This is a genomic window from Aquimarina penaris (assembly GCF_040786285.1).
Taxonomy (GTDB): Bacteria; Bacteroidota; Bacteroidia; order Flavobacteriales; family Flavobacteriaceae; genus Aquimarina.
In genome coordinates this window covers 1,567,008-1,591,585 of the sequence record NZ_JBFMKQ010000001.1, presented here as the reverse complement: position 1 = coordinate 1,591,585, position 24,578 = coordinate 1,567,008, and the positions used below count along the sequence as shown (strand labels likewise).

General features: G+C 34.1%; 20 protein-coding genes. 13 read left to right on the top strand and 7 right to left on the bottom strand.

The annotated features are described in order from the left end of the window. Together topA and ABW637_RS06665 are read right to left on the bottom strand one after the other, a co-directional pair. Window positions 1-2,508: a type I DNA topoisomerase gene (gene topA / locus ABW637_RS06670; RefSeq protein ID WP_367583866.1), complete on the bottom strand. Its 2,508-nt coding sequence runs from the start codon at window positions 2,506-2,508 to the stop codon at window positions 1-3. Between the two features lie 106 nt (window positions 2,509-2,614). Continuing rightward, entirely contained in the window at window positions 2,615-3,403 is a 789-nt protein-coding gene (locus ABW637_RS06665) for a hypothetical protein (RefSeq protein WP_367583865.1), read from the bottom strand. 138 nt (window positions 3,404-3,541) lie between these two features. Between ABW637_RS06665 and miaB the strand changes: the two genes are divergently transcribed. The 7 genes from miaB (at window position 3,542) to groL (ending at window position 10,327) form a co-directional block, all read left to right on the top strand. Then, window positions 3,542-4,987 (top strand): tRNA (N6-isopentenyl adenosine(37)-C2)-methylthiotransferase MiaB, encoded by a 1,446-nt coding sequence (gene miaB / locus ABW637_RS06660; RefSeq protein ID WP_367583864.1) that lies wholly within the window; start codon window positions 3,542-3,544, stop codon window positions 4,985-4,987. Window positions 4,988-5,034: 47 nt separating this feature from the next. Then, window positions 5,035-6,300 (top strand): sigma-54 interaction domain-containing protein, encoded by a 1,266-nt coding sequence (locus tag ABW637_RS06655; protein ID WP_367583863.1) that lies wholly within the window; start codon window positions 5,035-5,037, stop codon window positions 6,298-6,300. 66 nt (window positions 6,301-6,366) lie between these two features. Continuing rightward, a complete protein-coding gene (locus tag ABW637_RS06650; RefSeq protein WP_367583862.1) occupies window positions 6,367-6,873 on the top strand; it encodes an LptE family protein in 507 nt (168 codons plus the stop codon). A gap of 30 nt (window positions 6,874-6,903) precedes the next feature. Beyond that, a complete protein-coding gene (locus tag ABW637_RS06645; RefSeq protein WP_367583861.1) occupies window positions 6,904-7,839 on the top strand; it encodes a DUF8458 domain-containing protein in 936 nt (311 codons plus the stop codon). Window positions 7,840-7,847: 8 nt separating this feature from the next. Next, window positions 7,848-8,174, top strand: a complete 327-nt coding sequence (gene secG, locus ABW637_RS06640) for a preprotein translocase subunit SecG (RefSeq protein WP_367583860.1) — start codon at window positions 7,848-7,850, stop codon at window positions 8,172-8,174. A gap of 149 nt (window positions 8,175-8,323) precedes the next feature. Beyond that, window positions 8,324-8,599 (top strand): co-chaperone GroES, encoded by a 276-nt coding sequence (locus tag ABW637_RS06635; protein ID WP_367583859.1) that lies wholly within the window; start codon window positions 8,324-8,326, stop codon window positions 8,597-8,599. 87 nt (window positions 8,600-8,686) lie between these two features. Continuing rightward, a complete protein-coding gene (groL, locus tag ABW637_RS06630) occupies window positions 8,687-10,327 on the top strand; it encodes a chaperonin GroEL (protein WP_367583858.1) in 1,641 nt (546 codons plus the stop codon). A 113-nt stretch (window positions 10,328-10,440) separates the two neighbouring features. Here groL and ABW637_RS06625 read toward each other — a convergent pair whose 3' ends face one another. Next, on the bottom strand, window positions 10,441-11,916 hold the full coding sequence (locus ABW637_RS06625; RefSeq protein WP_367584458.1) for a helix-turn-helix domain-containing protein: 1,476 nt from the start codon (window positions 11,914-11,916) through the stop codon (window positions 10,441-10,443). 127 nt (window positions 11,917-12,043) lie between these two features. On the opposite strand from ABW637_RS06625, the gene aceB reads away from it, so the two are divergent. Together aceB and ABW637_RS06615 are read left to right on the top strand one after the other, a co-directional pair. Next, window positions 12,044-13,642: a malate synthase A gene (gene aceB, locus ABW637_RS06620; RefSeq protein ID WP_367583857.1), complete on the top strand. Its 1,599-nt coding sequence runs from the start codon at window positions 12,044-12,046 to the stop codon at window positions 13,640-13,642. A 191-nt stretch (window positions 13,643-13,833) separates the two neighbouring features. Next, window positions 13,834-15,129, top strand: a complete 1,296-nt coding sequence (locus tag ABW637_RS06615; protein ID WP_367583856.1) for a hypothetical protein — start codon at window positions 13,834-13,836, stop codon at window positions 15,127-15,129. Between the two features lie 2 nt (window positions 15,130-15,131). Here ABW637_RS06615 and ABW637_RS06610 read toward each other — a convergent pair whose 3' ends face one another. Next, the gene (locus ABW637_RS06610; protein WP_367583855.1) at window positions 15,132-15,896 is read right to left on the bottom strand and encodes a M15 family metallopeptidase; all 765 of its coding nucleotides are present in this window, start codon (window positions 15,894-15,896) and stop codon (window positions 15,132-15,134) included. Window positions 15,897-15,910: 14 nt separating this feature from the next. Further along, window positions 15,911-16,456 (bottom strand): DUF3347 domain-containing protein, encoded by a 546-nt coding sequence (locus tag ABW637_RS06605; protein WP_367583854.1) that lies wholly within the window; start codon window positions 16,454-16,456, stop codon window positions 15,911-15,913. Between the two features lie 171 nt (window positions 16,457-16,627). Here ABW637_RS06605 and ABW637_RS06600 point away from each other — a divergent pair, with 171 nt between their 5' ends. Further along, window positions 16,628-17,083 (top strand): XrtF-associated fRMsr-like GAF protein, encoded by a 456-nt coding sequence (locus ABW637_RS06600; RefSeq protein ID WP_367583853.1) that lies wholly within the window; start codon window positions 16,628-16,630, stop codon window positions 17,081-17,083. A 9-nt stretch (window positions 17,084-17,092) separates the two neighbouring features. Here the strand turns inward: ABW637_RS06600 and ABW637_RS06595 are convergent, their stop codons facing one another. Then, window positions 17,093-18,133 carry a UDP-glucose--hexose-1-phosphate uridylyltransferase gene (locus ABW637_RS06595; RefSeq protein ID WP_367583852.1) on the bottom strand — a complete coding sequence of 347 codons (1,041 nt, stop codon included), beginning with the start codon at window positions 18,131-18,133 and terminating at the stop codon, window positions 17,093-17,095. 3 nt (window positions 18,134-18,136) lie between these two features. Continuing rightward, the gene (gene galK / locus ABW637_RS06590) at window positions 18,137-19,282 is read right to left on the bottom strand and encodes a galactokinase (protein WP_367583851.1); all 1,146 of its coding nucleotides are present in this window, start codon (window positions 19,280-19,282) and stop codon (window positions 18,137-18,139) included. A 165-nt stretch (window positions 19,283-19,447) separates the two neighbouring features. Here galK and ABW637_RS06585 point away from each other — a divergent pair, with 165 nt between their 5' ends. From ABW637_RS06585 to ABW637_RS06575, 3 genes are all read left to right on the top strand, one after another. Further along, complete coding sequence (locus ABW637_RS06585; RefSeq protein ID WP_367583850.1) at window positions 19,448-20,134, top strand: NUDIX hydrolase; 687 nt, start codon at window positions 19,448-19,450, stop codon at window positions 20,132-20,134. A 41-nt stretch (window positions 20,135-20,175) separates the two neighbouring features. Further along, entirely contained in the window at window positions 20,176-21,192 is a 1,017-nt protein-coding gene (locus tag ABW637_RS06580; RefSeq protein ID WP_367583849.1) for a GntR family transcriptional regulator, read from the top strand. A 286-nt stretch (window positions 21,193-21,478) separates the two neighbouring features. Next, window positions 21,479-24,547 (top strand): SusC/RagA family TonB-linked outer membrane protein, encoded by a 3,069-nt coding sequence (locus tag ABW637_RS06575; protein ID WP_367583848.1) that lies wholly within the window; start codon window positions 21,479-21,481, stop codon window positions 24,545-24,547. Window positions 24,548-24,578: the final 31 nt, after the last annotated feature.

Below are 24,578 nucleotides of genomic sequence, written 5' to 3'. Positions count from 1 at the left end.
TTATTTCTTTTTAGTAGTAGGTTTCTTTTTAGCAGTGGTTTTCTTTTTTGTTGCCTTTTTCTTAGGAGCATTCTTTTCGATAAGGTCTTTTACTTTTTCGAGTGTTAGCTTAGTAGCATCAACTGTTTTAGGCAATTCTATTTTAACCTTACCTTTTATGATATTACTTCTCCCCCATCTAGCTTTTTCTACACGAATACCTTCTTCTTCCCAATTATGAATAACCTTATCAATCTCTTTCTGTTTCTTTTCTTCTATTAAAGTAACAATATCATCATCTGACAAGTTATCAAAGTCATACTTCTTGTTTACATTAATGAACATGTTATTCCATTTAATAAAAGGCCCAAATCGCCCTTTACCTTTTTGAACAGGAAGATTTTCATACATATATATAGGAGCATCTGCTTTTTCTTTTGCATCTATTAGCTCAATCGCTCTATCTAAAGAGGTATTGAGCGGGTCTTCACCTTTCTCTAAAGAAACAAACTTATCACCAAACTTAACATAGGGTCCAAAACGACCATTATTAACGACAATAGTTTCTCCTTTATATGCTCCTAATTCTTTTGGCAATTGAAATAAATCCATTGCTTCTTCAAAAGTAATCCCACTTAATGTTTGTCCGGGTGGTAAACTAGCGAACTTTGGTTTATCCTCGTCATCGGCAGTACCTATCTGTACCATGGGTCCAAATTTACCTAAACGAACACTCACTGGTTTTCCCGATACTGGATCTTCCCCAAGAATACGCTCACCCACTTCTCGTTCTGCATTCTGCGATACATCTTCTACTCTAGGATGAAATTCATCATAGAACTCTTTCATTACATGTGTCCAATCTTCTTGGCCTTCGGCTATCTCATCAAAATCTTGCTCTACCTTAGCCGTAAAATTATAATCTAAAATTGAAGAAAAGTGATTTACAAGAAAATCATTAACTACCATTCCAACATCGGTAGGAATCAGTTTTCCTTTATCACTTCCAACTTTTTCTGATAATGTTTTTTCATTTACTGCATCTCCAGAAAGGATCATCTGCACGTATTTACGCATCTCACCTTCTTTAGCTCCTTTCTCTACATAATTTCTATTCTGGATTGTCGATATAGTAGGCGCATAAGTAGATGGTCTACCTATCCCCAATTCTTCTAGTTTTTTAACCAAGGCCGCTTCAGTATATCTACTTGGCGGTCTTGTAAATCGCTCTGTTGCCGAAATATATTTATTGAACAAACTTTCATGAACCTTCATTGCCGGAAGAATTCCTTCTTGTTCTTCATCTTCATCATCATTACCCTCTAAATACACTTTTAGAAACCCTTCAAACTTTATTACTTCTCCGTTTGCAGTGAACTGTTCTTTATGTGTATTCGCATCAATTTTTACATTCGTTCTTTCTAACCTGGCGTCACTCATTTGAGAAGCAATAGCTCGTTTCCAGATTAATTCATATAACCGTTGTTGGTCATAATCAACATTTACAGTATGTCTTGAAAAATCTGTTGGACGTATGGCTTCGTGAGCTTCTTGCGCTCCTTTTGATTTACCTTTATATTGTCTAGGGTTGCTATACTCATTCCCGTAGGCCGAATCAATCTCTGTCTTGGCACTGTTTTGAGCCTCGGTAGATAAATTTACACTATCTGTTCTCATGTAAGTAATCAATCCTGCTTCATACAATCGTTGCGCCATGGTCATGGTTTTACTTACAGAAAAATATAATTTCCTAGAAGCTTCTTGTTGTAATGTCGATGTTGTAAATGGCGGAGCTGGTGATTTTTTAGCTGGTTTTGTAGAAAGATCTGCCACTTTAAAAGAGGCCCCTACATTAGTATTTAAAAAAGCCTCTGCTTCTTTTTTTGTTTTGAAATTTTTTGGAAGTTTTGCTTTAAATGATTTTCCTGCTTCATTTGAAAACTCTGCATCAATTCTATAAGAACCTTCTGGCACAAACCCTAAAATATCACGTTCTCGCTCTACTATTAATCGTACCGAAACAGATTGAACTCTTCCTGCAGATAATCCTCCTTTTACTTTTCGCCAAAGTACAGGAGACAACTCATACCCAACCAAACGATCTAAAACACGTCTTGCCTGCTGAGCATTCACAAGATTATAATCTATAGAGCGCGGATTCTCTATAGCTTTAAGAATTGCATTTTTAGTGATCTCATGAAAAACGATTCTACGAGTCCTTTTTTCATCTAATTTAAGAGTCTCTGCAAGGTGCCAGGCAATAGCCTCCCCTTCTCGATCCTCATCACTAGCAAGCCATACCATCTCTGCTTTCTTAGAAAGATCTTTCAGTTTTTTTACTACATCCTTTTTATCTTTAGAGACAATATATTTAGGTTTAAAGTCTCCATCAACATCAACCCCCAGTTCTTTAGAAGGTAAATCTGCAATGTGCCCAAAACTGGATGCAACTGTGTAATCTTTTCCAAGAAATTTTTCTATCGTTTTTGCCTTAGCAGGTGACTCTACAATCACTAAATTCTTAGCCATAGTCCTATAATTTCTGACCACAAAAGTATATCAATTTTTTGATATCGAGATTCTTTATCAAAAAATTAGTTCAAAAAAAACCTGCAGAATAGCAGGCTTAAAAAAATTATTTTATAAATAATGTGTCTTTTTCTAATTCATTATCATCAAAACCTATTGATTCTTTATATAAATAATATATAGGTAGATAAACAAAAGCTGCGGTAAAAAACACCCCAATAAAGCACAACATCATACCAACTAACTGAGCTAGCATAGAAGAAACAAAAATTAACCCAAAAGCGATCAGCCATATTTTGTTCCCTAGTTTGAAACTCGCTTTTATTAAGTCAGAAGTACCAAGATCGGGATTAAAGGCAAATATGACTCCCAATAATTGCAAAGGAACCATTACATATAGAATCGGAAAGTAACACAATAATGTAGCTAACAATGCAATACCAAATGATGATATAGCTATAGCAAATAGTTTCCCTAGATACTTCCCTTTAAAAAACATAAAATAACCAGAACTTTCGGAAAACCCTAAATCAACCTGTCTGCATACTCTATAAAAATGTGCCATGATCCCTAATTGAAATGCAGTTGCAATCATCGACATGATTATAACCAATACTATAAACAATATCATTAAACCAACAGATAGACCTTCATACTGATTATTATAATCCTCAAAATCGCCTCCATAACTATTTTCAAGCCCCGATATTCCTGCAATAGCAAAAATTGGAATATACATCACAACAAACAACGGAATCATGATCACCATAGAAATAAGTAAGTGCACAAACCCCTGAACCCATACTTTTTTAAAAAGGGCTATACTTTTATTAAATATATCTCCAAAATCTACAGGAGAACTATTTTCAATCTTTTCAAAGAGGTTATCTGACATCGTATATATGTTTTTATGGGTTGGAAAAGTCAAATATAGATTTTTTCAGAAAATAAAACCCTGCCACTTTGTCATAAATCGTATTAAAAGGTATCTTTGCACATTATTTGCCCTCAATCATTAAGGAATTATTTTTTTATGGAGAAGATTATAGATGAGAACATGCAAGGACAACCTCTTGCACTTGATCAAAAGAAAGAAAATAAACGAAAACTTTTTATCGAGAGCTATGGTTGCCAAATGAATTTTAGTGATAGTGAAATTGTAGCTTCAATTTTAGCTAAAGAAGGTTTTAATACTACCCAAAATCTCGAGGACGCAGATTTAGTACTAGTCAACACATGTTCTATTAGAGAGAAAGCAGAACAAACGGTTAGAAAGCGATTAGAAAAATATAACGCTGTTAAAAAAATCAATCCAGGAATGAAGGTGGGTGTCCTAGGATGTATGGCAGAGCGATTAAAAAGTAAATTCCTTGAAGAAGAAAAGATTGTTGATCTTGTTGTCGGGCCAGATGCCTATAAAGACCTTCCTAATTTAATCGAAGAAGTAGATGCAGGTCATAATGCCGTTAATGTAATCCTGTCTAAAGAAGAAACGTATGGCGACATCTCCCCTGTGCGTTTGCAAAGCAATGGTGTATCTGCTTTTGTTTCTATAACGAGAGGTTGCGATAATATGTGCACATTTTGCGTAGTACCCTTTACCAGAGGTAGAGAACGTAGCCGGGATCCGCAAAGTATATTAAAAGAAATTGATGACCTGGTAAATCAAAATTATAAAGAAATTACATTACTGGGCCAAAATGTAGATAGTTATTTGTGGTATGGAGGTGGTCTAAAGAAGGATTTTGAAAAGGCCTCTGATTTCCAAAAAGCCACAGCAGTAGATTTTGCAAAACTGCTGGATATGACTGCAGAAAGACATCCAAAATTACGTATTCGTTTTTCTACATCTAATCCGCAAGATATGACATTAGATGTGATTGAAGTTATGGCAAAACATAAAAATATTTGTAAGCACATTCATCTACCTATACAAAGTGGAAGTGATAGAATTCTAAAGGAAATGAATCGTTTGCATACACGCCAAGAATATATTGATTTGGTGGATAATATTAAAAAGTTAATTCCGGACTGTTCAATTACCCAGGACATGATTATTGGTTTTCCTACAGAAACTGAGGAAGACCATCAGGACACATTATCTCTTTTAGAACATATAAAATATGAGCATGGCTATATGTATGCATATTCTGAAAGACCCGGCACGTTAGCAGAACGAAAATTAGAAGATGATGTTCCCGAGGAAGTCAAAAAAAGAAGACTGGCAGAAGTTATAGCATTACAAAGAAAGCACTGTGCCTATAGACACCAGAGTTATATCGGGCAAACTTTTGAAGTGCTCATCGAAAAAGAATCAAAAAAATCAGACCAACACTGGAGCGGAAGAACCACAAAGAACATTGTAGCTATATTCTCAAAAGGGGACTATAAAATAGGTGATTTCGTGATGGTTCGTATCAACGAATGTACCAGCGCAACTTTGCTTGGCGAAGTGGTTGGATATTCTGATAATAACTAACTCTATTGCATATTTATAAACAAAAACCTAACTATACGCATAAATAAATGGAATCAGTTCAAGCCACAAAACAACGATTTGGAATTATAGGAAACGACCTTAAGCTAAACCGTGCGGTAGAAAAAGCTATCCAGGTAGCCCCTACAGATATCTCGGTTTTAGTAACCGGAGAAAGTGGAGTTGGTAAAGAAAGTATTCCAAAAATTATACATTCATTATCTCATCGCAAACACGGTAAATATATCGCCGTAAACTGTGGCGCAATTCCCGAAGGAACTATAGATAGTGAGCTTTTTGGACATGAGAAAGGAGCTTTTACAGGAGCTACACAAACCCGAAGCGGTTATTTTGAAGTTGCCGATGGCGGAACCATATTTCTTGATGAAGTAGGAGAACTACCCCTAACCACGCAAGTGCGTCTATTAAGAGTCTTAGAAAATGGCGAATTTATTAAAGTAGGTTCTTCTAAAGTTCAAAAAACAGATGTTCGTATTGTAGCTGCAACCAATGTAAATATGTTTGAAGCTATCAAAAAAGAAAAATTTAGAGAAGACCTATATTATCGTTTAAGCACTGTAGAAATTCTTCTCCCTCCACTAAGAGACCGCAAAGATGACATTCATCTCTTGTTTAGAAAATTTGCATCTGATTTTGCTACCAAATATAAAATGCCCACTATTCGCCTAACAGATGATGCCATATCGCTATTAGAAAAATACCATTGGAGTGGTAATATCAGACAATTACGCAACATAGCAGAGCAAATCTCAGTCCTTGAACAAAACAGAACCATTACCGCTGTTACATTACACGGATATTTACCCAATATTGGAAGTAACTTACCTGCAGTAATTTCTTCTGATAAAAAAGAAAGTGATTTTGCGAATGAAAGAGAGATCTTATACAAAGTCCTTTTTGATATGAAAAGCGACCTTAATGATCTTAAAAAACTAACCATGGAGCTTATGCAAAGTGGTAATTCACAGCAAGTACAAAAAGATCATGAAGGATTGATTAGAAAGATCTATAAAGAAGATAAAGAAGAAGAGGAAATACCGTTTGAAGAAACCGTAAATTCAACCACCGAAGTATTACAAATATCACCACAAAGTACACTACCTAAAAAAGAGGATGATAAGTATTTTTTTGCTGAAGAAATTGAAGAAGAAGAGACATTGTCCTTACAGGATAAAGAACTAGAATTAATCAAAAAATCGCTAGAGCGACATAGAGGAAAACGAAAAGCTGCAGCAGAAGAGTTAGGAATTAGTGAGCGTACCTTGTATAGAAAAATCAAACAATACGACCTTTAGTCTGGTTTGAAATTTGAAAAAAAAGTACTTTATTAGTTAGCGTATCAAAAATTATATAGAAAATTGATGAATAAATTAAAGCATATTATAATTGGACTAATTACACTGGTATTACTTCAAGGATGTGGTGCATATTCTTTTAGCGGAATATCTATTTCTCCTGATACTAAAACATTTCAGGTAAACTTTTTTCAAAATCAATCCCCAAGAATTTTTCCTGGAGCAGATCAAACGTTTACAAATCAATTACAAGATTTAATACTTAACCAAACCAATCTTAGTTTAACCACATCTAGTGGAGATATTGTATATGAAGGTGAAATAGTACAAGACTATGTTTCTCCCAATACGGCTACCTCAGAAATTACTGCGGCTCAAAACCGATTAACCATAGCTGTTAACATGAGATTTTATGATGCTAAAGATTCTTCTCAGGATCTAGAGCAACGGTTTTCTTTTTTCTTTGATTACCCAGCTGATCGATCAGAAAATGCTATACGAGACGAAGCATTACAGGTTATTTTTGAACGAATTACTCAGGATATATTTAATGCCACTTTAGCTAGATGGTAATCTGGGCAAGCACAATAAATTAAAAGTATATTGAACACAAAAGAGCTAACATATTTACTTCAAAATCCAACAGGATTAAATAAGGACCAGACAAATTCTCTGGAAAAAATATCCCGTGAATTTCCTTATTTTCAATCCATTAAACCTTTGATCTTAAAAGGGTTAAAAGATCAAGACAGTTTTCGATACAATCAAGAACTAAAAACAACTGCAGCCTACACCGCAGACCGTAGTGTTTTATTCGACTTTATTACTTCGGATATTTTTAACAAAAAAAGTACTACTTCAAAAACGAAAAAGAAACTGAAATCCGATATACATGTCATTGATCCAGAGGAAATAAAAACACTCCCTAGAATGGCCATGGACGATGCAGTAAGAATGAAAATGAAAGAAGCCGAAGATGTTTTAGACCCTTCTTTATTTTTGGCTAGAAAAGAAGAAAGTACACTACGACAAGTAGAAATTGCCGAATCCACATCAAATCAACCCAAAAACCCTTCAGAAGACCCTAAAACCCCAGAAGAAGAATTGCGAATTGGCACTCCTTTGGATTTTAATAAAAAAGAAACGCATTCTTTTGCCGAATGGCTAAAATTAAGCTCGGTACAACCCTTAAATCCAGAACCAAAAACTTCAGTTTCCGAAACAGAAAAGAAAGAAGAAAGAGACCAAACAAATTCGCTACAACAAAAAGATAAGTTTGAGCTTATCGACGAATTTATTGCGAACAATCCTAAGATAAAACCTGCATCCAAAAATACTCCTGCTCGCAATCTTGCTAAAGAAAATCAGATCCCAGCAGATGAGTTAATGACCGAAACATTAGCTCGGGTATACCTGGCTCAAAAAAACTATAAAAAGGCAATTCAAGCTTATAACATATTAATTTTGAAAAATCCCGAAAAAAGTGGTTTCTTTGCAGACCAAATTCGAGCAATAAAAAAATTACAAGAAAATAAATAATATATATAATGACAACGTTTTCAATCTTTTTAATACTAATCGTTATCGTATCCTTTTTACTGGTAGTAGTAATTATGGTACAAAATCCTAAAGGAGGAGGATTATCTTCTTCTTTCGGTGGTGGCGGAACACAACAACTAGGTGGTGTAAAAAAGACAACAGACTTTTTAGATAAAAGTACCTGGACTCTGGCAACACTATTACTCGTATTGATCTTACTTTCTAACATTGATTTAATGAGCGGAGACTCTGTTCAGGAATCAAAAGTAAATACAGAAGATGTACAAGTTGAAGTTCCCGAAACTCCAGCTACAGATGATACCAATCAAGAGTAATATCTTTTGAAATGATAATAAAAAATGCCGACTTGTCATACAGTCGGCATTTTTTATTTCAATTTGTCAGGATCAAATCACTGGCACAATTTCTGAAATACACAGCATCATAATATTTCATTTTAATTTTATAATAAAAACTAATCATAATGGGAGTAAATATTAAACCTCTTTCGGATCGTGTGGTTGTTGAACCACTTCCCGCTGAAACACAAACAGCATCTGGATTATATATTCCTGATTCGGCTCAGGAAAAACAACAAAAAGGAAAAGTAGCTGCAGTTGGTAATGGTAAAAAAGATCACGATATGACTGTAAAAGTTGGTGACACTGTACTTTACGGTAAATATGCCGGAACTGAGTTAAAATTAGACGGAAAAGACTATTTAATCATGCGTGAGGATGATATCCTTGCTATTGTTTAAAGATCTGTTAAGTCGAAACGCAAATCAATTTAAACTTAAATTCAAAAACATTCTGCTTTTGCAGAAATGAAAAAAATAAAATTTATTATGGCAAAAGATATAAAATTTGACATAGAAGCCCGTGACGGAATTAAACGCGGTGTAGATGCATTAGCCAATGCAGTAAAAGTAACATTAGGACCTAAAGGACGTAATGTAATCATAAGCAAATCTTTTGGTGCTCCTACGGTAACTAAAGATGGTGTTTCTGTTGCAAAAGAAGTAGAGTTAGAAGATGCTCTTGAAAACATGGGAGCGCAAATGGTAAAAGAAGTTGCTTCTAAAACTAATGATCTTGCTGGTGACGGTACTACAACAGCTACCGTATTAGCGCAAGCTATCGTTAAAGAAGGACTAAAAAATGTAGCAGCTGGTGCTAACCCAATGGATCTTAAGCGTGGTATTGATAAGGCAGTAACTGCTATCACAGAAGACTTGGCAAAGCAAACTAAAGAAGTAGGAGATTCTTCTGATAAAATCAAACAAGTAGCGGCTATCTCTGCTAACAATGATGGAACTATTGGTGATCTTATTGCTCAGGCTTTTGAAAAAGTAGGAAAAGAAGGTGTAATCACGGTAGAGGAAGCAAAAGGAACTGATACGCATGTAGACATCGTAGAAGGAATGCAATTTGACAGAGGATACCTTTCTCCATATTTTGTGACCAATAGTGAAAAAATGACTGCAGATCTTGAGACTCCATATATATTATTATATGATAAAAAGATCTCTGCAATGAAAGATCTTCTTCCTGTTCTTGAGCCCGTTGCTCAAACTGGAAAACCTCTTTTGATCATTGCAGAAGATGTTGACGGAGAAGCTTTAGCTACACTAGTAGTTAACAAATTACGTGGTGCACTAAAAATTGCTGCTGTTAAAGCTCCTGGTTTTGGAGACAGACGTAAAGCAATGTTAGAAGATATCGCTATTTTAACGGGAGGTACAGTAATCTCTGAAGAGCGCGGATTTACTCTTGAAAACACTACAATAGAGCACTTAGGTACTGCAGAAAAAGTAGCAATTGATAAAGACAATACTACTGTAGTTAATGGTTCCGGAGAAGAGGAACTGATCAAAAATAGAGTAAACCAGATCAAAGCACAGATCGAAACTACTACTTCTGATTACGATAAAGAAAAATTACAGGAGCGTTTAGCTAAGTTAGCTGGAGGTGTTGCTGTACTTTATGTTGGTGCTGCTTCTGAGGTAGAAATGAAAGAAAAGAAAGATCGTGTAGATGATGCATTACATGCAACTCGTGCCGCTGTAGAAGAAGGTATCGTTGCTGGTGGTGGTGTTGCATTGGTTAGAGCTAAATCTGTTCTAGATAAAGTAAAAACAGAAAATGCGGACGAAGTAACAGGTGTACAAATTGTAAACCGTGCTATAGAGTCTCCTTTAAGAACGATTGTTGAAAATGCAGGTGGAGAAGGATCTGTTGTCATCGCTAAAGTTCTTGAAGGTAAAGGTGATTTTGGATATGATGCAAAATCTGAAACCTATGTAGATATGCTTAAAGCGGGGATCATCGATCCTAAAAAAGTAACACGTATCGCTCTTGAAAATGCTGCATCTGTATCGGGAATGATTTTAACTACAGAATGTTCTTTAACAGATATTAAAGAAGATACTCCTGCCGCAGGAGGTGGAATGCCACCAATGGGCGGAGGTATGCCAGGAATGATGTAATGGCGAATCGCCATAGATAAAATTTAGCAAGTTTACGAAACAACAATTTGCTAAGAATATAAAAACCTCATCTTGAAATTTCAAGATGGGGTTTTTTTTAAAATCATTTTTGATTAAGAATGTTGCTTTACAATATCCTCAACCAAAGTTGCAGTTCGTTTATATTTTTCTTTTGCAATCAATCGTTTAGGAGGAGCCATACGCACATCACAATCTTTCAACGAACAAGATTCACAGGTAACTCCTACCTTTACTTTTGGAATCTTTGAATCATTAACAAAACTGATCTTTTTTTCTAATGCAGGAGAGATTAAAAAACCAATCCCAATACTACGATAGTAATCTTTCCTAAACGGGTCTTTGGTTGCTGAAGTAAATACCAAATATTGTTGATCAGAATCTGTATAATCAGAGATCTGAATATTAAAAGCATATTCTAAATCTTCATTCGCTGTTCGCTGTAATGTTTTTATAGCCATCCAACGTCTACAGTAGTGTTCATTAATCTCATTAGCGTGGGGTTGTTGTTGATGAGTAATATGTAGTTCTTTAACTAAATTGAACCTATCAGCACCTTTTCTATGTGTAAATCTCAAGAAAAACACATTCTGCATCCCAAAATCCTTTGGTAAAACATTCGTCAAACGCTGATAAAAAGACTCGGGAGAAGCGTTATATAGATTCATAATCTTATGAAACGTTTTCTCAGAAAATCGTTTCATTGCAAAAAGTTCTTTTAGATGATCTCTAAGGTGATTTTTAGGTATAATTAGCGCTCCAGCAAAGTAAGAAGCATAAAAATTATGTAATACCTCTTCAAAATTATCATATCGTATCCAGGTAAACGTATAAGGCCTTTCGGTTATATTCATGAATTGATACCCCAATTCCTTGGCATAAATAAATGTTTTTTGTGCCTCACCTACCCTATCAGACAACAACAATGTTTTTGTTGAAGGAACAAATACCGACCTTAGATTATCAAGTTCTTCTTGTTTTGGGATTCCTTCTGTATTGATGGTATATCCGTATTCTTCTTTTAGAATCTCTTCTAATTCAACCGAAGATATTTTTCCGTTTAAATCCAACTGATAAGAATTAGCACATCGAATCACATGGTCTTCTAGATCCTTAAAAAAATTATTATGGGCTTCTTGATAAGATCGCAAAGAAGCGAGATAAAAACCTTCTCGGCTCATATTGTAATGTTGTGCAATCTCTATTATAGTACTTATAAATGCATTTACCTTAGAGGGAGCATTAGCGATGATATCAATTAAATCGCTCTGTTGTATCCCGAACAACTCTAATGGAATTTCGTCTAATATTCCTGATTGCAATATTTCACCTATCGGAGCCAGGTTTTTATCCAATTTCAAAGACACTAATTGGTCATAAGGAACCTCTAATGTCTCTGCCAGTTTAATTATTTTATCTGTTTTTGGATACTTTTTCCCTTTTTCTATTTCATTTAAATACGACTTAGATAACCCGCTTAGTTTAGATAGCCCAAAAAGCGACAATTCCTTTTCTGTTCGTATTTGTTTGATTTTCAGACCAAAAATTAGTCTTATATATTCTTCTGCTATTGCCATAATTTCAAAAGTAACCATTTTTGCGTAAATGACGAAAAAATAAAATATTCACATTTAGCGAACGTTCGCTTGTTTTATAAAAAACTTTTTTATAATATTGTTCACTCAAAACGATATAGTTATGGAAACACAGACAAACCTTAGCCAAAAAATCAGCTTCACAAAAGAAGTTAGAAACTACCATCCAGAAATTTTAACCGATGGAGCGCTTACTTTCTTAGAGGCTTTGCAAGATCGTTTTAATAAAAGACGATTAGCACTTTTAGAAAACCGCGAGTGCCAGCAACAATTGTTTGATTTGGGAACGTATCCTTCTTTTCCAGAAAACACAAAAGAAATTCGCAATAGCGAATGGTCTGCTGCTCCTATTCCCGAAGACCTACAAGATCGTAGAGTCGAGATTACAGGGCCTGTCGATAGAAAGATGGTCATTAACGCCTTAAACTCTGGAGCCAAAACTTTTATGGCCGATTTTGAGGATAGCAATGCCCCGCTTTGGGAAAACTGTTTACAAGGACAGAAAAACCTTAAAGATGCCGTCAACAAAACTATTTCGTTTTACAATCCAAAAAGAGACAAAACCTATCAGCTTAAAGAAAGAACTGCTACATTAATTGTTCGCCCTAGAGGTTTACATCTTAATGAAAAGCATCTTTTAATAAAAGAACAAGAAATGAGTGCGTCTCTATTTGATTTTGCATTGTACTTATTTCATAATAACGAACAATTAAAAGAAAATGGAACCGGAGCGTATTATTACCTTCCAAAACTAGAACACTTTACTGAAGCTATCTGGTGGAATGATGTAATTGATTTCTCTGAAGAATACCTTGGCATAGAGCCAGGAAGTGTTAAGGTTACCGTTTTAGTAGAAACCATAACTGCAAGTTTTCAACTAGATGAAATCATTTATGCCTTAAAAGATCATATCGTAGGATTAAACTGCGGGAGATGGGATTATATCTTTAGTTATATCAAAAAGCTAAGAAACCATACTGGTTTTGTTGTACCAGATCGTGCTCAGGTAACCATGACCAGCCCATTTATGGATGCTTATAGCAAACTAGTAATCCAAAGATGCCATAAAAGAAACATCTTAGCGATTGGTGGTATGGCAGCACAAATTCCTATCAAAGAAGATGAAGAGCGTAATGCAGTTGCCTTTGCAAAAGTAAAAGCAGACAAAGAGCGTGAAGTAAAAAATGGTCACGATGGTACATGGGTAGCACACCCGGGGTTAGTAAAATTGGCATTGCAGGTTTTTGACAAACACATGCCTACTCCTAATCAAATGAATGTAAAACGAAATGATATCACTATTACCGAAGAAAATCTTCTTGCGATTCCGGAAGGTACAATCACCCAAAAAGGAATTCAGGAAAATATCAATGTGGGAATTCATTATATCGCCAATTGGCTTAGCGGAAACGGTGCTGTGGCATTATACAACTTAATGGAGGATGCGGCTACCGCAGAGATTAGCCGTACTCAATTATGGCAATGGTTAAAAAATGAAGTAACCCTAGAGGATGGAAGAATTTTAGACCAATCACTTTTTGATTCTTTATTCGAAAATGAACTAAGAATTATTGAAGAACAAGTAGGAGGTCAACTTTTTGAAACAGACAATTATCAGAACGCAATTTCAATTTTCAAAGAGTTAGTGATTTCAGAAGAATTCGAAGAATTTTTAACCACCAGTGCATATCAATATTTATAACAAATAAAAAACAATTCTAATTTTTTCCGATTTTATAATTGTGCTCAAAAGCGGCACCTGCATTATGTAGGTGTCGTTTTTTTATTCCTCTAAAATCAAATAAACATAATCAAACATCTCTTTGGATTTAATGATTCTAAAACAATACTTTTGTACAACTCTAAAAAACCTCTAGCAAATCATCAATATCAATGAACGTCACACAAGACATTTCTAAAAAGACCAACTGGAATTTACTCACTCTTATAACATTTAGATTTTTTTTTATTTATCTTATTTTTAACGTTTTACAAAAAATCAGTTATTATATACCTGCCATTTTAGGGGCTGATGACATCTATTTCTTCATAAATAAACTAAATCAATTGTGTTTCTGGGTTGCAAAAAACATTCTTAACATAGATCAAGAACTACAAGTTACCTTTAATGGTAGTGGTGATACAACTGTTAATTATATTTTTCAACTTATCACCATAACGATAACAATACTGGCCACAGCTATTTGGAGTCTTTTAGATTTTAGAAGAAAAGAATACAATCAATTATTTATATCTCTAAGAGTATTGGTACGGTATTTTCTCGTATTAACTATGTTTCTCTATGGGTTTGCTAAAGTGCTTACCCTTCAATTCTCAGAATTAAGCAATTTTGATTTAATCAAAACCTTTGGAGATTCATCTCCTATGGGCTTACTATGGGGTTTCATGGAATACAGTAATACATATACCCGGTTCTCTGGTATTGTAGAAATTTTTGCCGGAATCTTATTACTTTTTAGAAAAACTGTTGTACTGGGAGCCTTACTTCTAATAGCCATAATGCTTAATGTTTTTATGATGAATATAAGCTATGATATCCCCGTGAAATTATATAGTATTATACTTTTCATCATGGGTATTTTTATACTAGTTCCAGACATAAAGCGCACGATGCAGTTCTTTGTTCTAAACAAAACGGTTCAACCAAAAGCTATAAAGCCCTATTTTTCAAAACAAAAATTCAAAACCGCTGCCGTGATAATTAAAAGTTTAGTGGCCTGTTTTTTATTATTCTCAAGCATTAACTTTTTTATAAAAAGACAGCAAAAAAGAGATCAAAAGGCTCCAAAACCTCTTTTGTATGGCATTTATGAAGTTGAAGAATTTATAAAAAACAAAGATACGCTTCTACCTTTAACTACAGACACCATTAGGTGGAAACGATTGATTATTGATAAACAACATAGTGGAGTACAAACTATGGACGAAAAAATAACCCATTTTAAAGAGGAAACAGATACTGTATCAAAAACACTATCCCTTATTTCTTTCAAAGACAGCACTAACATTCAAAATCTCTCATATAGACTAAAAGATGGTCTCTATGTTTTTGAAAGCATCTATAAATCTGATACCTTAAAAATAGAAGCAAAAAAGAAAGAACGAGAAGAATTTTTATTGATTAACAGAGGTTTTCATTGGATAACTGAACGTCCATTTAATAAATAAAATCAATCACAATCCCACTTAAAATCTGAAATCCTATATTTTTTTTCTGATTGATAATTATAATGCCACCATTCGGTTCGAATGGTTTTAAAACCATGTTTTTGCATAGTTTCACGTAGTAGTTTTCGGTTTGCAAGCACTATTTTAGAGTGCTTACTATAAGAATGATGAGCTTCTTTGCCAAAATGGTCAAAATTTGTACCCATATCCACTGCAGAGCCATCTAGTTTTACAAGGGTTAAATCCAAAGCAGCTCCTTTGTTATGTATAGATCCTCCTTTAGGGTCTGCTACATATCCTGGGTTTGGAAATATTTTCCACATTTTTTTCTGCACACTATGTGGGCGATAACAATCAAAAAACTTTATTCTATACCCCTTTGCCATAAAATCTTTATTCGCTTTTATAATTGCTTCTGCAACATTTTTACGTACGTAACATCTGGCACAAGAGTATACTTTTTCTTTCAGAAAATTATCTGAGGTTGCATATTTCATATCCAAAACAAAATCATTGGATACAGTCTCTATATTCACAAAATCATCTCCTTTTATTACACTTTGGGTAATTTTATTTCCAGAAGACATCTCGATAGAGTCTTTTTTTCTATATAATCTTTGTTCAACCTTATCTCCTTTTAATCGTAATGCCTTAGATTTTTCTATAAGCATTATGGTAGTACTGCCGGGGCTTGAAATTAACTTAGCGTCGCTACATGAAAAAAACAGCATAGAAAACACTAACACCGCCAATTTTTTCTCAATCATACTTTTCTTTGTTTTTATTTCAATATATTCTTTATGCTTCCACATTTAAGCATTTTATTTCCAAAATATGGATTTCTTATCTCCTTAGAATCCGACAACCAATACCCTCCTTCTCCATCAAATGCCATAGGGCAAAATTGCATATACACCACTCCCGATTTTATTTCAGTTTTGTTAATCAACTTTTCAACTTCACTTGTTAGAGTAACAAAGAAATCTCGTTGTTTCGCAATATCCTTAGTTAAAGAAATAAGCTTTAAGGTTGCTTTTAATTGCTCCTTTTCTTTAGAAGGATCGATTACAGCTTCTAGTTTTTTTGACTCGGCTTGCACAGTTTCACTATCAGAATTTACTAATGCATCTTTAATCGTTAGATAAAGATTATAAATCTCCTGAGTTTCTTCATCTAAAAATTCAACCTTTGCACTAGAATCTATTTGATTAAGATCAATATTTTCAGTATTGGTTTCGGCATCAATCTTTTTATTCTTATTACATGAAACAACTGTAATTGTGATTAATACGATCATCAATTTACAAAACTTTCTTATTCCTTTCAAAATCTACTATTTTTATTATTCAACCTCTATTTGGTCAACAAATTTAACCTATATACTAAACAATTACTAACTGTGCTTTCTTTTTAAAGGTCTTTTTTAACAAAACAATACCATTGTAAATAGAAGGTTGTTAGAATTATTTTAAATATTTTTGCCGGAAAAATTGTTGGAATGCCATTAGAAGAATTAAAACCAAAAGTAATTAACATACTCGAAAACAAAGAGCAATCTATAACAGATAGACTTTATGAGATATGTAAATTACTGAAGGACAATGTTAGTTATTATGATTGGGTAGGTTTTTATTTTAAGAATGAAGACAAGGAAGAATTAAAACTTCGTACATATGTAGGTGCAGCAACTGATCATGAAATAATTCCATTTGGAAAAGGTATTTGCGGTCAGGTAGCTATTTCTAATGAAAACTTTGTGGTTCCCGATGTACAAGCCCAGGATAATTACATTGCATGTAGCATTAATGTTAAATCTGAAATCGTGGTCCCTCTATTTAAAAATGGAGAAAATATTGGGCAAATTGATATTGACTCTGATACTGCAGATCCTTTTACTGAAAAAGACGAAAGATTTTTAGAATTTGTAAATCAAGAGGTTGCAAAAATTATTTAGAAAACTCAATTATAACCCCAAAGTATAATGATGATCACTTTGTGATTTTATAGTCGCAGCAGCTTGTTCTGCTGTGATATCTCTTTGTGGATTTGCAAACATTTCATACCCTACCATGAACTTTTTTATCGTAGAGGATCGTAAGAGCGGTGGATAAAAAGACATGTGCATATGCCACTCTTTATGCTCTAACCCATCTGTAGGAGCTTGATGAATTCCTGCCGAATAAGGAAATGAAGTTTTAAATATATTATCATACTTCGTTGTAAGTTTCTTAATTATATCGGCAAAGCTTTTTACTTCTTGGGTAGTTAATTGGTTAATATTTTGCACTTTTCTTCTCGGAATAATCATCGTTTCATACGGCCATATAGCCCAATAAGGTACCAGAGACACAAAATGTTTGTTTTCAATCAAAACCCTCTCATTTAACTCTAATTCTTGTTGAAGATACGATGCTAAAAGTGATGTATTGTGTTTATTCCAATACTCCTGCTGTTGCTTAGTTTTTTTTATAATCTCTTCAGGAATTGAACGTTGTGCCCATATTTGTCCGTGAGGGTGCGGATTGCTACACCCCATTATCTCACCTTTGTTTTCAAAAATCTGTACATAATTAATATCACGAATCATTCCTAAAGAAGCGAATTCTTCCTGCCAGAGATCTATTACTAAAACAATTTCTTCTGTTTTCATAACGGGCAACGTAAGAGCATGATTGGGCGAAAAGCAAATCACTTTGCATATTCCACTTTCAGATTCTGCTTTTAACAAACCATCTTCAAACTTAGTTTCGGGAACATCTCTTAATAAAGCAGAGAAATCGTTAACAAATGAAATTGGGATCGTATACTTTGGATTTACTTCTCCACTAGCCCTTGTGTTTCCTGGACATAAGTAACAATCTTGGTCATAATCTATCTTGGAAAACATAGCGGGTTTTTCATTTTTTCCTTGCCAAGGTCTTTTAGTTCTATGGGGAGAAACCAAAACCCATTCGCCGGTAAGGATATTAAATCTTCTATGTGGATCATTATTAAAATCTTTCATAATTTACTGTATTGAAGTTCCTTGGCTAGGAACTGTAATAAATGAAGTCAAATCGATATCAAATTGGTTTTTATAGGCTTTCTTTACAGTACGTAAATAATCATCAATGCTATCTTTGTGAATTAGATTTATAGTGCATCCACCAAATCCACCACCCATCATTCTTGAGCCAATAACCTGATCATTATTTTCTGAAAAATCCACCAGGAAATCTAATTCTTCGCAGCTTACCTCATACTGATTTTGCAACCCTCGATGAGATTGATACATGAGTTCTCCAAAACGTTTCAGGTCTCCGCTCTTAAGGGATTTTGAAGCCTGTAGCACTCTTTCATTTTCTTCAATAACATAAGACGCTCTTTCAAAAAGTGTAGTCGATATACTATCTTTAAATTCATTTAACATCTTCTTAGTTATATCTCTTAGAGAGTATACTTCTTTGTATTCTGACGCAATCACTTTAACCACCTCCTCACATTCGTTTCTACGTGTATTATATTCGCTTGACGCAAGGCTATGGGCTACATTGGTATTCAATAATACTATTTTAAAGGGTTCAAAATGAGCATCAATTAAGGTGTAAGATTGGTTTTCACAATCCAGAAGAATCACTTTTTGATCTTCACTCATTACTGAAGCGAATTGATCCATAATACCACACTTAGTCCCGACATAGGCATGCTCTGCCCTTTGAGATAATTCAACTAACTCAATCTTAGACAATTCTAGATTAAAAATTTCATTAAGCCCATAGGCTAAGCCACATTCTATAGCCGCAGAAGAACTAACACCAGCTCCAATAGGTAATTCACTTTTAATAATACAATGAAACCCTTTTAACCGATTGGTGATTTTTAACAATTCATTGATTACCCCAAGAATATAATTCTCCCATTCTACCTCGCTCACTTTTATTGTATTTAAATCAAAATGAAGCATTTTATCATAGGACATACTATATACACTACATTGTGTTTCAGTATTATTTTTCTCAAACGAAAAAACAATCTTTTTATCTATTGCCGTTGGTAACACAAAACCATTATTATAATCTGTATGTTCACCGATAAAATTGATTCTTCCTGGCGATAAAACAATCAGTTCTTCCTTAAAATTAGTAATAAAACTATTATGATTTTCACTATTCATTTTACCCTTCATCACACCTTAATTACTTATAAACAGATTATTAGTTCCCTTCTTATCCTACAAATATAATAAATGTAAAAAATACGTTTATTATGAAAAGACTACTTTTTTTTCCTTATTTTGTTACAAGAACCTTTTTTCTAAAAAACTCACGATATACAATACATGGATTCATATGGTAATAAGGATAAATTTTATGTAGCAGTGGACTGCATTATTTTTGGTTTTGATAACGGAAAATTAAAACTGCTTGTTTTTAATCGAAAAATAGAGCCCTTTAGAAATTCGTTATCATTAATCGGAAGTTTTGTAAAAATTGGTGAGAGTGTTTCTGAAGCTTCGGTAAGAATTTTGAAAGAATTCACAGGATTAGAAAATGTATATATGAAAGAACTAAAAACGTATGGTTCTGTGGATAGAGATCCCGGGTACAGGTGTCTATCTGTTGCCCAATATGCATTGATTCGAATAAATGATGATATTAATGCATTAATCGAAGAAAAGGGAGCTAAATGGATTGATATTGAAAAAACACCTCAGTTAATTTTAGATCATAATCAAATGGTCGAAGATGCATTAATTAGGATTAGAAAAATTGCTCGATACAAACCAGTGGGTTTTGAGTTGTTACCAATGAAATTTACCATTCCGAAACTGCAAACGTTATACGAAGCGATATACCAAAGAAAATTAGACTCTCGAAATTTTAGAAAAAAAATCCTTTCTTTTGACGTAATTATCAAACTGGAGGAAAAAGACAGGGTTAGCTCAAAAAAAGGAGCTTATTTATATCAATTTGATCATCATAAGTATAAAAAATTACAAAAATCCGGGTACAATTTCGAAGTATAGTATAATTGAAAGCTATATTTGTTTAAAAAGACATATACATTATGTTATCACTTTTAGAGAAAATCTATAACCTACAAGATATACATACCCTATCAAAACATGAACAAATAGTTCTTGGTATCATAGAAGCAATAGATTCTGATATCCTGAAAGTGGGTGACAAACTTCCGTCTATAAACGAAATGGTAGCAGAAATTGGGTATGCCAGAAAAACATTTGTAAAAGCATATACCGAGTTAAAAGAAAGAGGGTTAGTTGAGTCTAAAAACCTAAAAGGGTATTACATAATTAGTAAAGAAACCAAAGTTACCTTAAAAGTAGCTTTAATCTTATTTGCCTTTCATAGTTTTCAGGAAGATTTCTACAATACTTTCAGAAAAAAACTCGGAAAAAAGTATCATATTGATATTTTTTTTCATCACAATAATCTCACACTTTTTAAAACAATAATGGATAACATTTCACGAAGGTACGGCATGTATGTTATCGCACCAATACAAGAAAGTGAAGTAATCCCTCTTCTAAAAGAAATACCTTCAGATCGATTATTAGTGATTGATCGACACCTTAAAATGCCAAAAGATTATTCATATATAACACAAGAGTTTGAAGAGGTAACATACAGTAAGCTTGTAGAACTTTTACCCCAAATAAAAAAATACAATACTTTTGTATTATTCTACAAAGAAAATACAGATCTACCTATTGAAATATTATATGCATTTAATCGCTTTATAAAAGACTATGCTATTAATGGCAAAGTTGTAGGGGACTATGAATCTGATATACTGAAAAAAGGAACCGTTTATTTTTCGATCAGCGATACACATCTATGGCAAGTCTTAAAAGACGCTCGTAAAATGGAATATCGTATTGGTTCGGATATTGGCATCATTGCCCATGATGATAATATTGTAAAAGAGATAGCTTTTGGGGGTATCACTACCATTTCTACAGATTTTGAAATTATGGCCAAAGAAGCTGCAACTTTTGTTATAGAAAGAAATCCTGTGCAAGAAATTATTCCTACCTACCTAAGGCAAAGAAACTCACTATAATTATTTCGACTGTCGGTAAATTCACTTTAACGATACTACTAATACTTTCATCAAAAAGCAACCTATTTTTAGTTGATTTTTCCTACTCTCTACAAAGTGGATATGTTAAAATATCATAATTTTTTAACATTTATATCTCATTATTCTTATTTTAATAGAGATAATTGTAAATTTTTATGAAATAATACTTTACATTTGCAAAGTAGCATAGTGTATCATAGCATATATAGATTCTTTACAGGGCTTTATCTAAAGAATTAAAACTTTATCAATAAACACAAATCATATGGATCAAAAAACATTCACTGGCTTTATGATGTTTTTGTTTGGGCTTATCACAACGGTGTACTCCCAACAAACAATTTCTGGGACAGTTACCGAAACTCAAGGACCATTACCCGGAGTAAACATCATTGTAAAGGGAACTCAAAATGGTACAACAACAGATTTTGATGGTAAGTATACCTTATCTAATGTAGCCAACGATGCAATCTTGGTCTTTAGCTTTATTGGCTTTTTGACACAAGAAGTTTCAGTTAACTCGCAGTCTACTATCAATGTAGTCCTGCAAGAAGATGCAGCCGCGTTAGATGAAATAATCGTGGTTGGGTACGGTACTCAAACAAAACGCGAAGTAACAGGAGCAATTTCTCAGATTAAATCCAAAGATATAGCTCAAGTAGTAGTCGCTAATCCTACAGCCGCTTTACAAGGTAAACTCGCCGGGGTTCAGGTCGAAAGTGCAGGTGGTGCACCAGGTAGTGCGACCAATGTATTTGTGCGAGGAGTTAGTTCTTTAACGAATTCTTTCCCCTTATACGTAATAGATGGAACTGTTGTAGATGATATTGTTTTCCTTAATCCTAAAGATATTGTCGACTTGCAAGTACTAAAAGATGCTACTTCTGCAGCGATTTATGGATCGAGAGCAGCGAATGGTGTCATTATTGTTACTACTAATCGAGGTAAAAAAAATAGCTCCCCCACTGTCAATATTGATATTAGAGGCGGCATAAATACACAAGCGAAGAAATTAGACTTATTAAGTGGTCCAGAATATATTCGGTTTTTAAATCAAAGAAGAATTAACGATGGTCTAGCAGGTGATATTGCAGACCCCGGTATTGATACCGATTTTCAGGATTTAACGATCAATTCTGGTGCAATTCAGGATTATGGTTTCAATATTTCTGGAGGTAATGATGATTCTTCATATTTCTTTTCTTCAAATTACTATAACGAAGAAGGACTCCTAATTAGTGAAGATTTCCAGAGAATAAATGCACGTTTAAACAGTCAATTTCAAATTGGAAAATTTAAGATTCAGGAATCCTTTGCTTTTGCAGAAAATTCATTCACTCAAAACCAGGCTTTTGGAAACCAAGGACCAACTTTACCCATCTTAAACGCATTCAACCCAAATAATGAAGGTGGTTTTGAAGCCGTAGACGGAGATATTTATAGCGGCGTAGGGGGAACAAATAAATTTGCTCAGGCCAACTTATTAGATGACGAAAATACAGAGCTTAATCTATTAGGTAATATTAATATAGAATATGAAATTATTGATGGTTTAAAAGCAAAAGTAAATTTAGGGGTTGATTATAAAAATATTTACCGAAATACTTTTCTTCCAACCTTTTTCCAAAGCCTTACCGATGCCAGTAATAATCTAAATGAAGCAAATGATTTAACAGAAGTGCGCGCAGAAATTTTATCAACCAATGTAGAACCCACCCTTAATTATAAGAAAACTTTTGGTGAACATGGCGTGGATGTTCTTGTTGGGGGAGCTCGACAAGAAGTAGATAGCAATACATTAGCCATATACGCTCAAGGGTTGCCTAGCAATACGATTAGAAACATTGGGAATTTTACCGATCAGGTAGAAAATACAGGAGGTGGTAATTTTATCTCCCGTCTATTTTCTTATTACGCCAGAGTAAATTATAAATTTAAGGATCGGTATTTATTTACAGGAATTTATCGAAGGGATGCAACCTCTCGATTTTCATCAGAAAATGATTTAAATGTAATTAAGGTTCCTTCATTTTCTTTGGGATGGGTAGTGAGTGAAGAAGATTTCTGGCCACAAGACGGGTTAGTTAACACCCTAAAACTGAGAGGTGGTTATGGAGAATTAGGTTCTCAAAACATAGGGGATTATGTATATCAATCTGTTCTTAATCCAACTTCTAATGTTGCTTTCGCTGGCGGTCTTAACCAAGGTTTTTCGATTACCTCTTTGGTTGATGAAAATATAAGTTTCGAGACCTCTACAACGATAAATTTTGGTGCAGATCTTACCATGCTTGACAGATCGATAAAACTAAGTTTAGATTATTTTAGCAGAGACAATGACGACGTGTTATTAGCTGTTGATATTCCTTCTACTACCGGTTCAGGAGATCCGGTCGTTCAAAATGCAGCATCAATAAACAATAAAGGGTTTGAATTAGAAGCCAGCTATAGTTACGATACCGAAAGTGATTTTAAATTTGATATTGGGGTAAATTTTGCAGCAATAACAAACGAATTAACCTCGGCTCCTAACCCTATTCTCGGGCCAATTATTAATGAAGAGCAAACTAGAGTAAATCAATTTGAAGAAGGAGAACCTCTAGGCTTTTTCTTTGGATTTGAAACCGATGGTATTTATAATAGCCAAGCAGAGATTGATAATGATCCATTCTTAGCCAACGACCCAGACAGAAGAGCATTACTGCAACCTGGTGACTTTAGAAGAGTAGACACTAATGGAGATGGAAGAATTGATGAAACAGACAGAACCAATCTCGGGGATCCTACGCCAGATTTTACTTATGGGATCAACTTTACAGGTACCTATAAAAAATTTGACTTCGGTTTGTTTTTTAACGGGGTTCAGGGTAGTGAAATTTATAATGTAACCAAATTCTTTGGAGTGTTCTTTGCCGATGATAACAAATTTGGACTGGTACGAGATGCTTATACACCTGCTAATCCTAATACCGATATTCCAAGAGTATCAAATTTAGATCCAGCAGGGAATCAACTTCCTTCTGATTTCTTTGTAGAAGATGGTTCATTCTTTCGACTTAAAACACTAGAAATTGGCTATGATTTAACCGATGTTATAGGTTCAAACTGGGTTAAGAGTGGAAGAGTGTTCTTCAACATGCAAAATGTTTTTGTCATCACAAGTTATTCGGGATATGATCCAGAAATTGGTTCTACATCTGGTGCTCAAGCCGATGCAGATACTGGTTTCTTTGGTTTTAGAGGCGTAACTAACCCTATTTTGGGTAGAGGGTTAGATGTTAGGGCACAACCTAGACCAAGAACATTTATTATGGGAGTCCAGTTTTCTTTCTAAGAAAAGAAAAACACACAAACAATAAAGTATA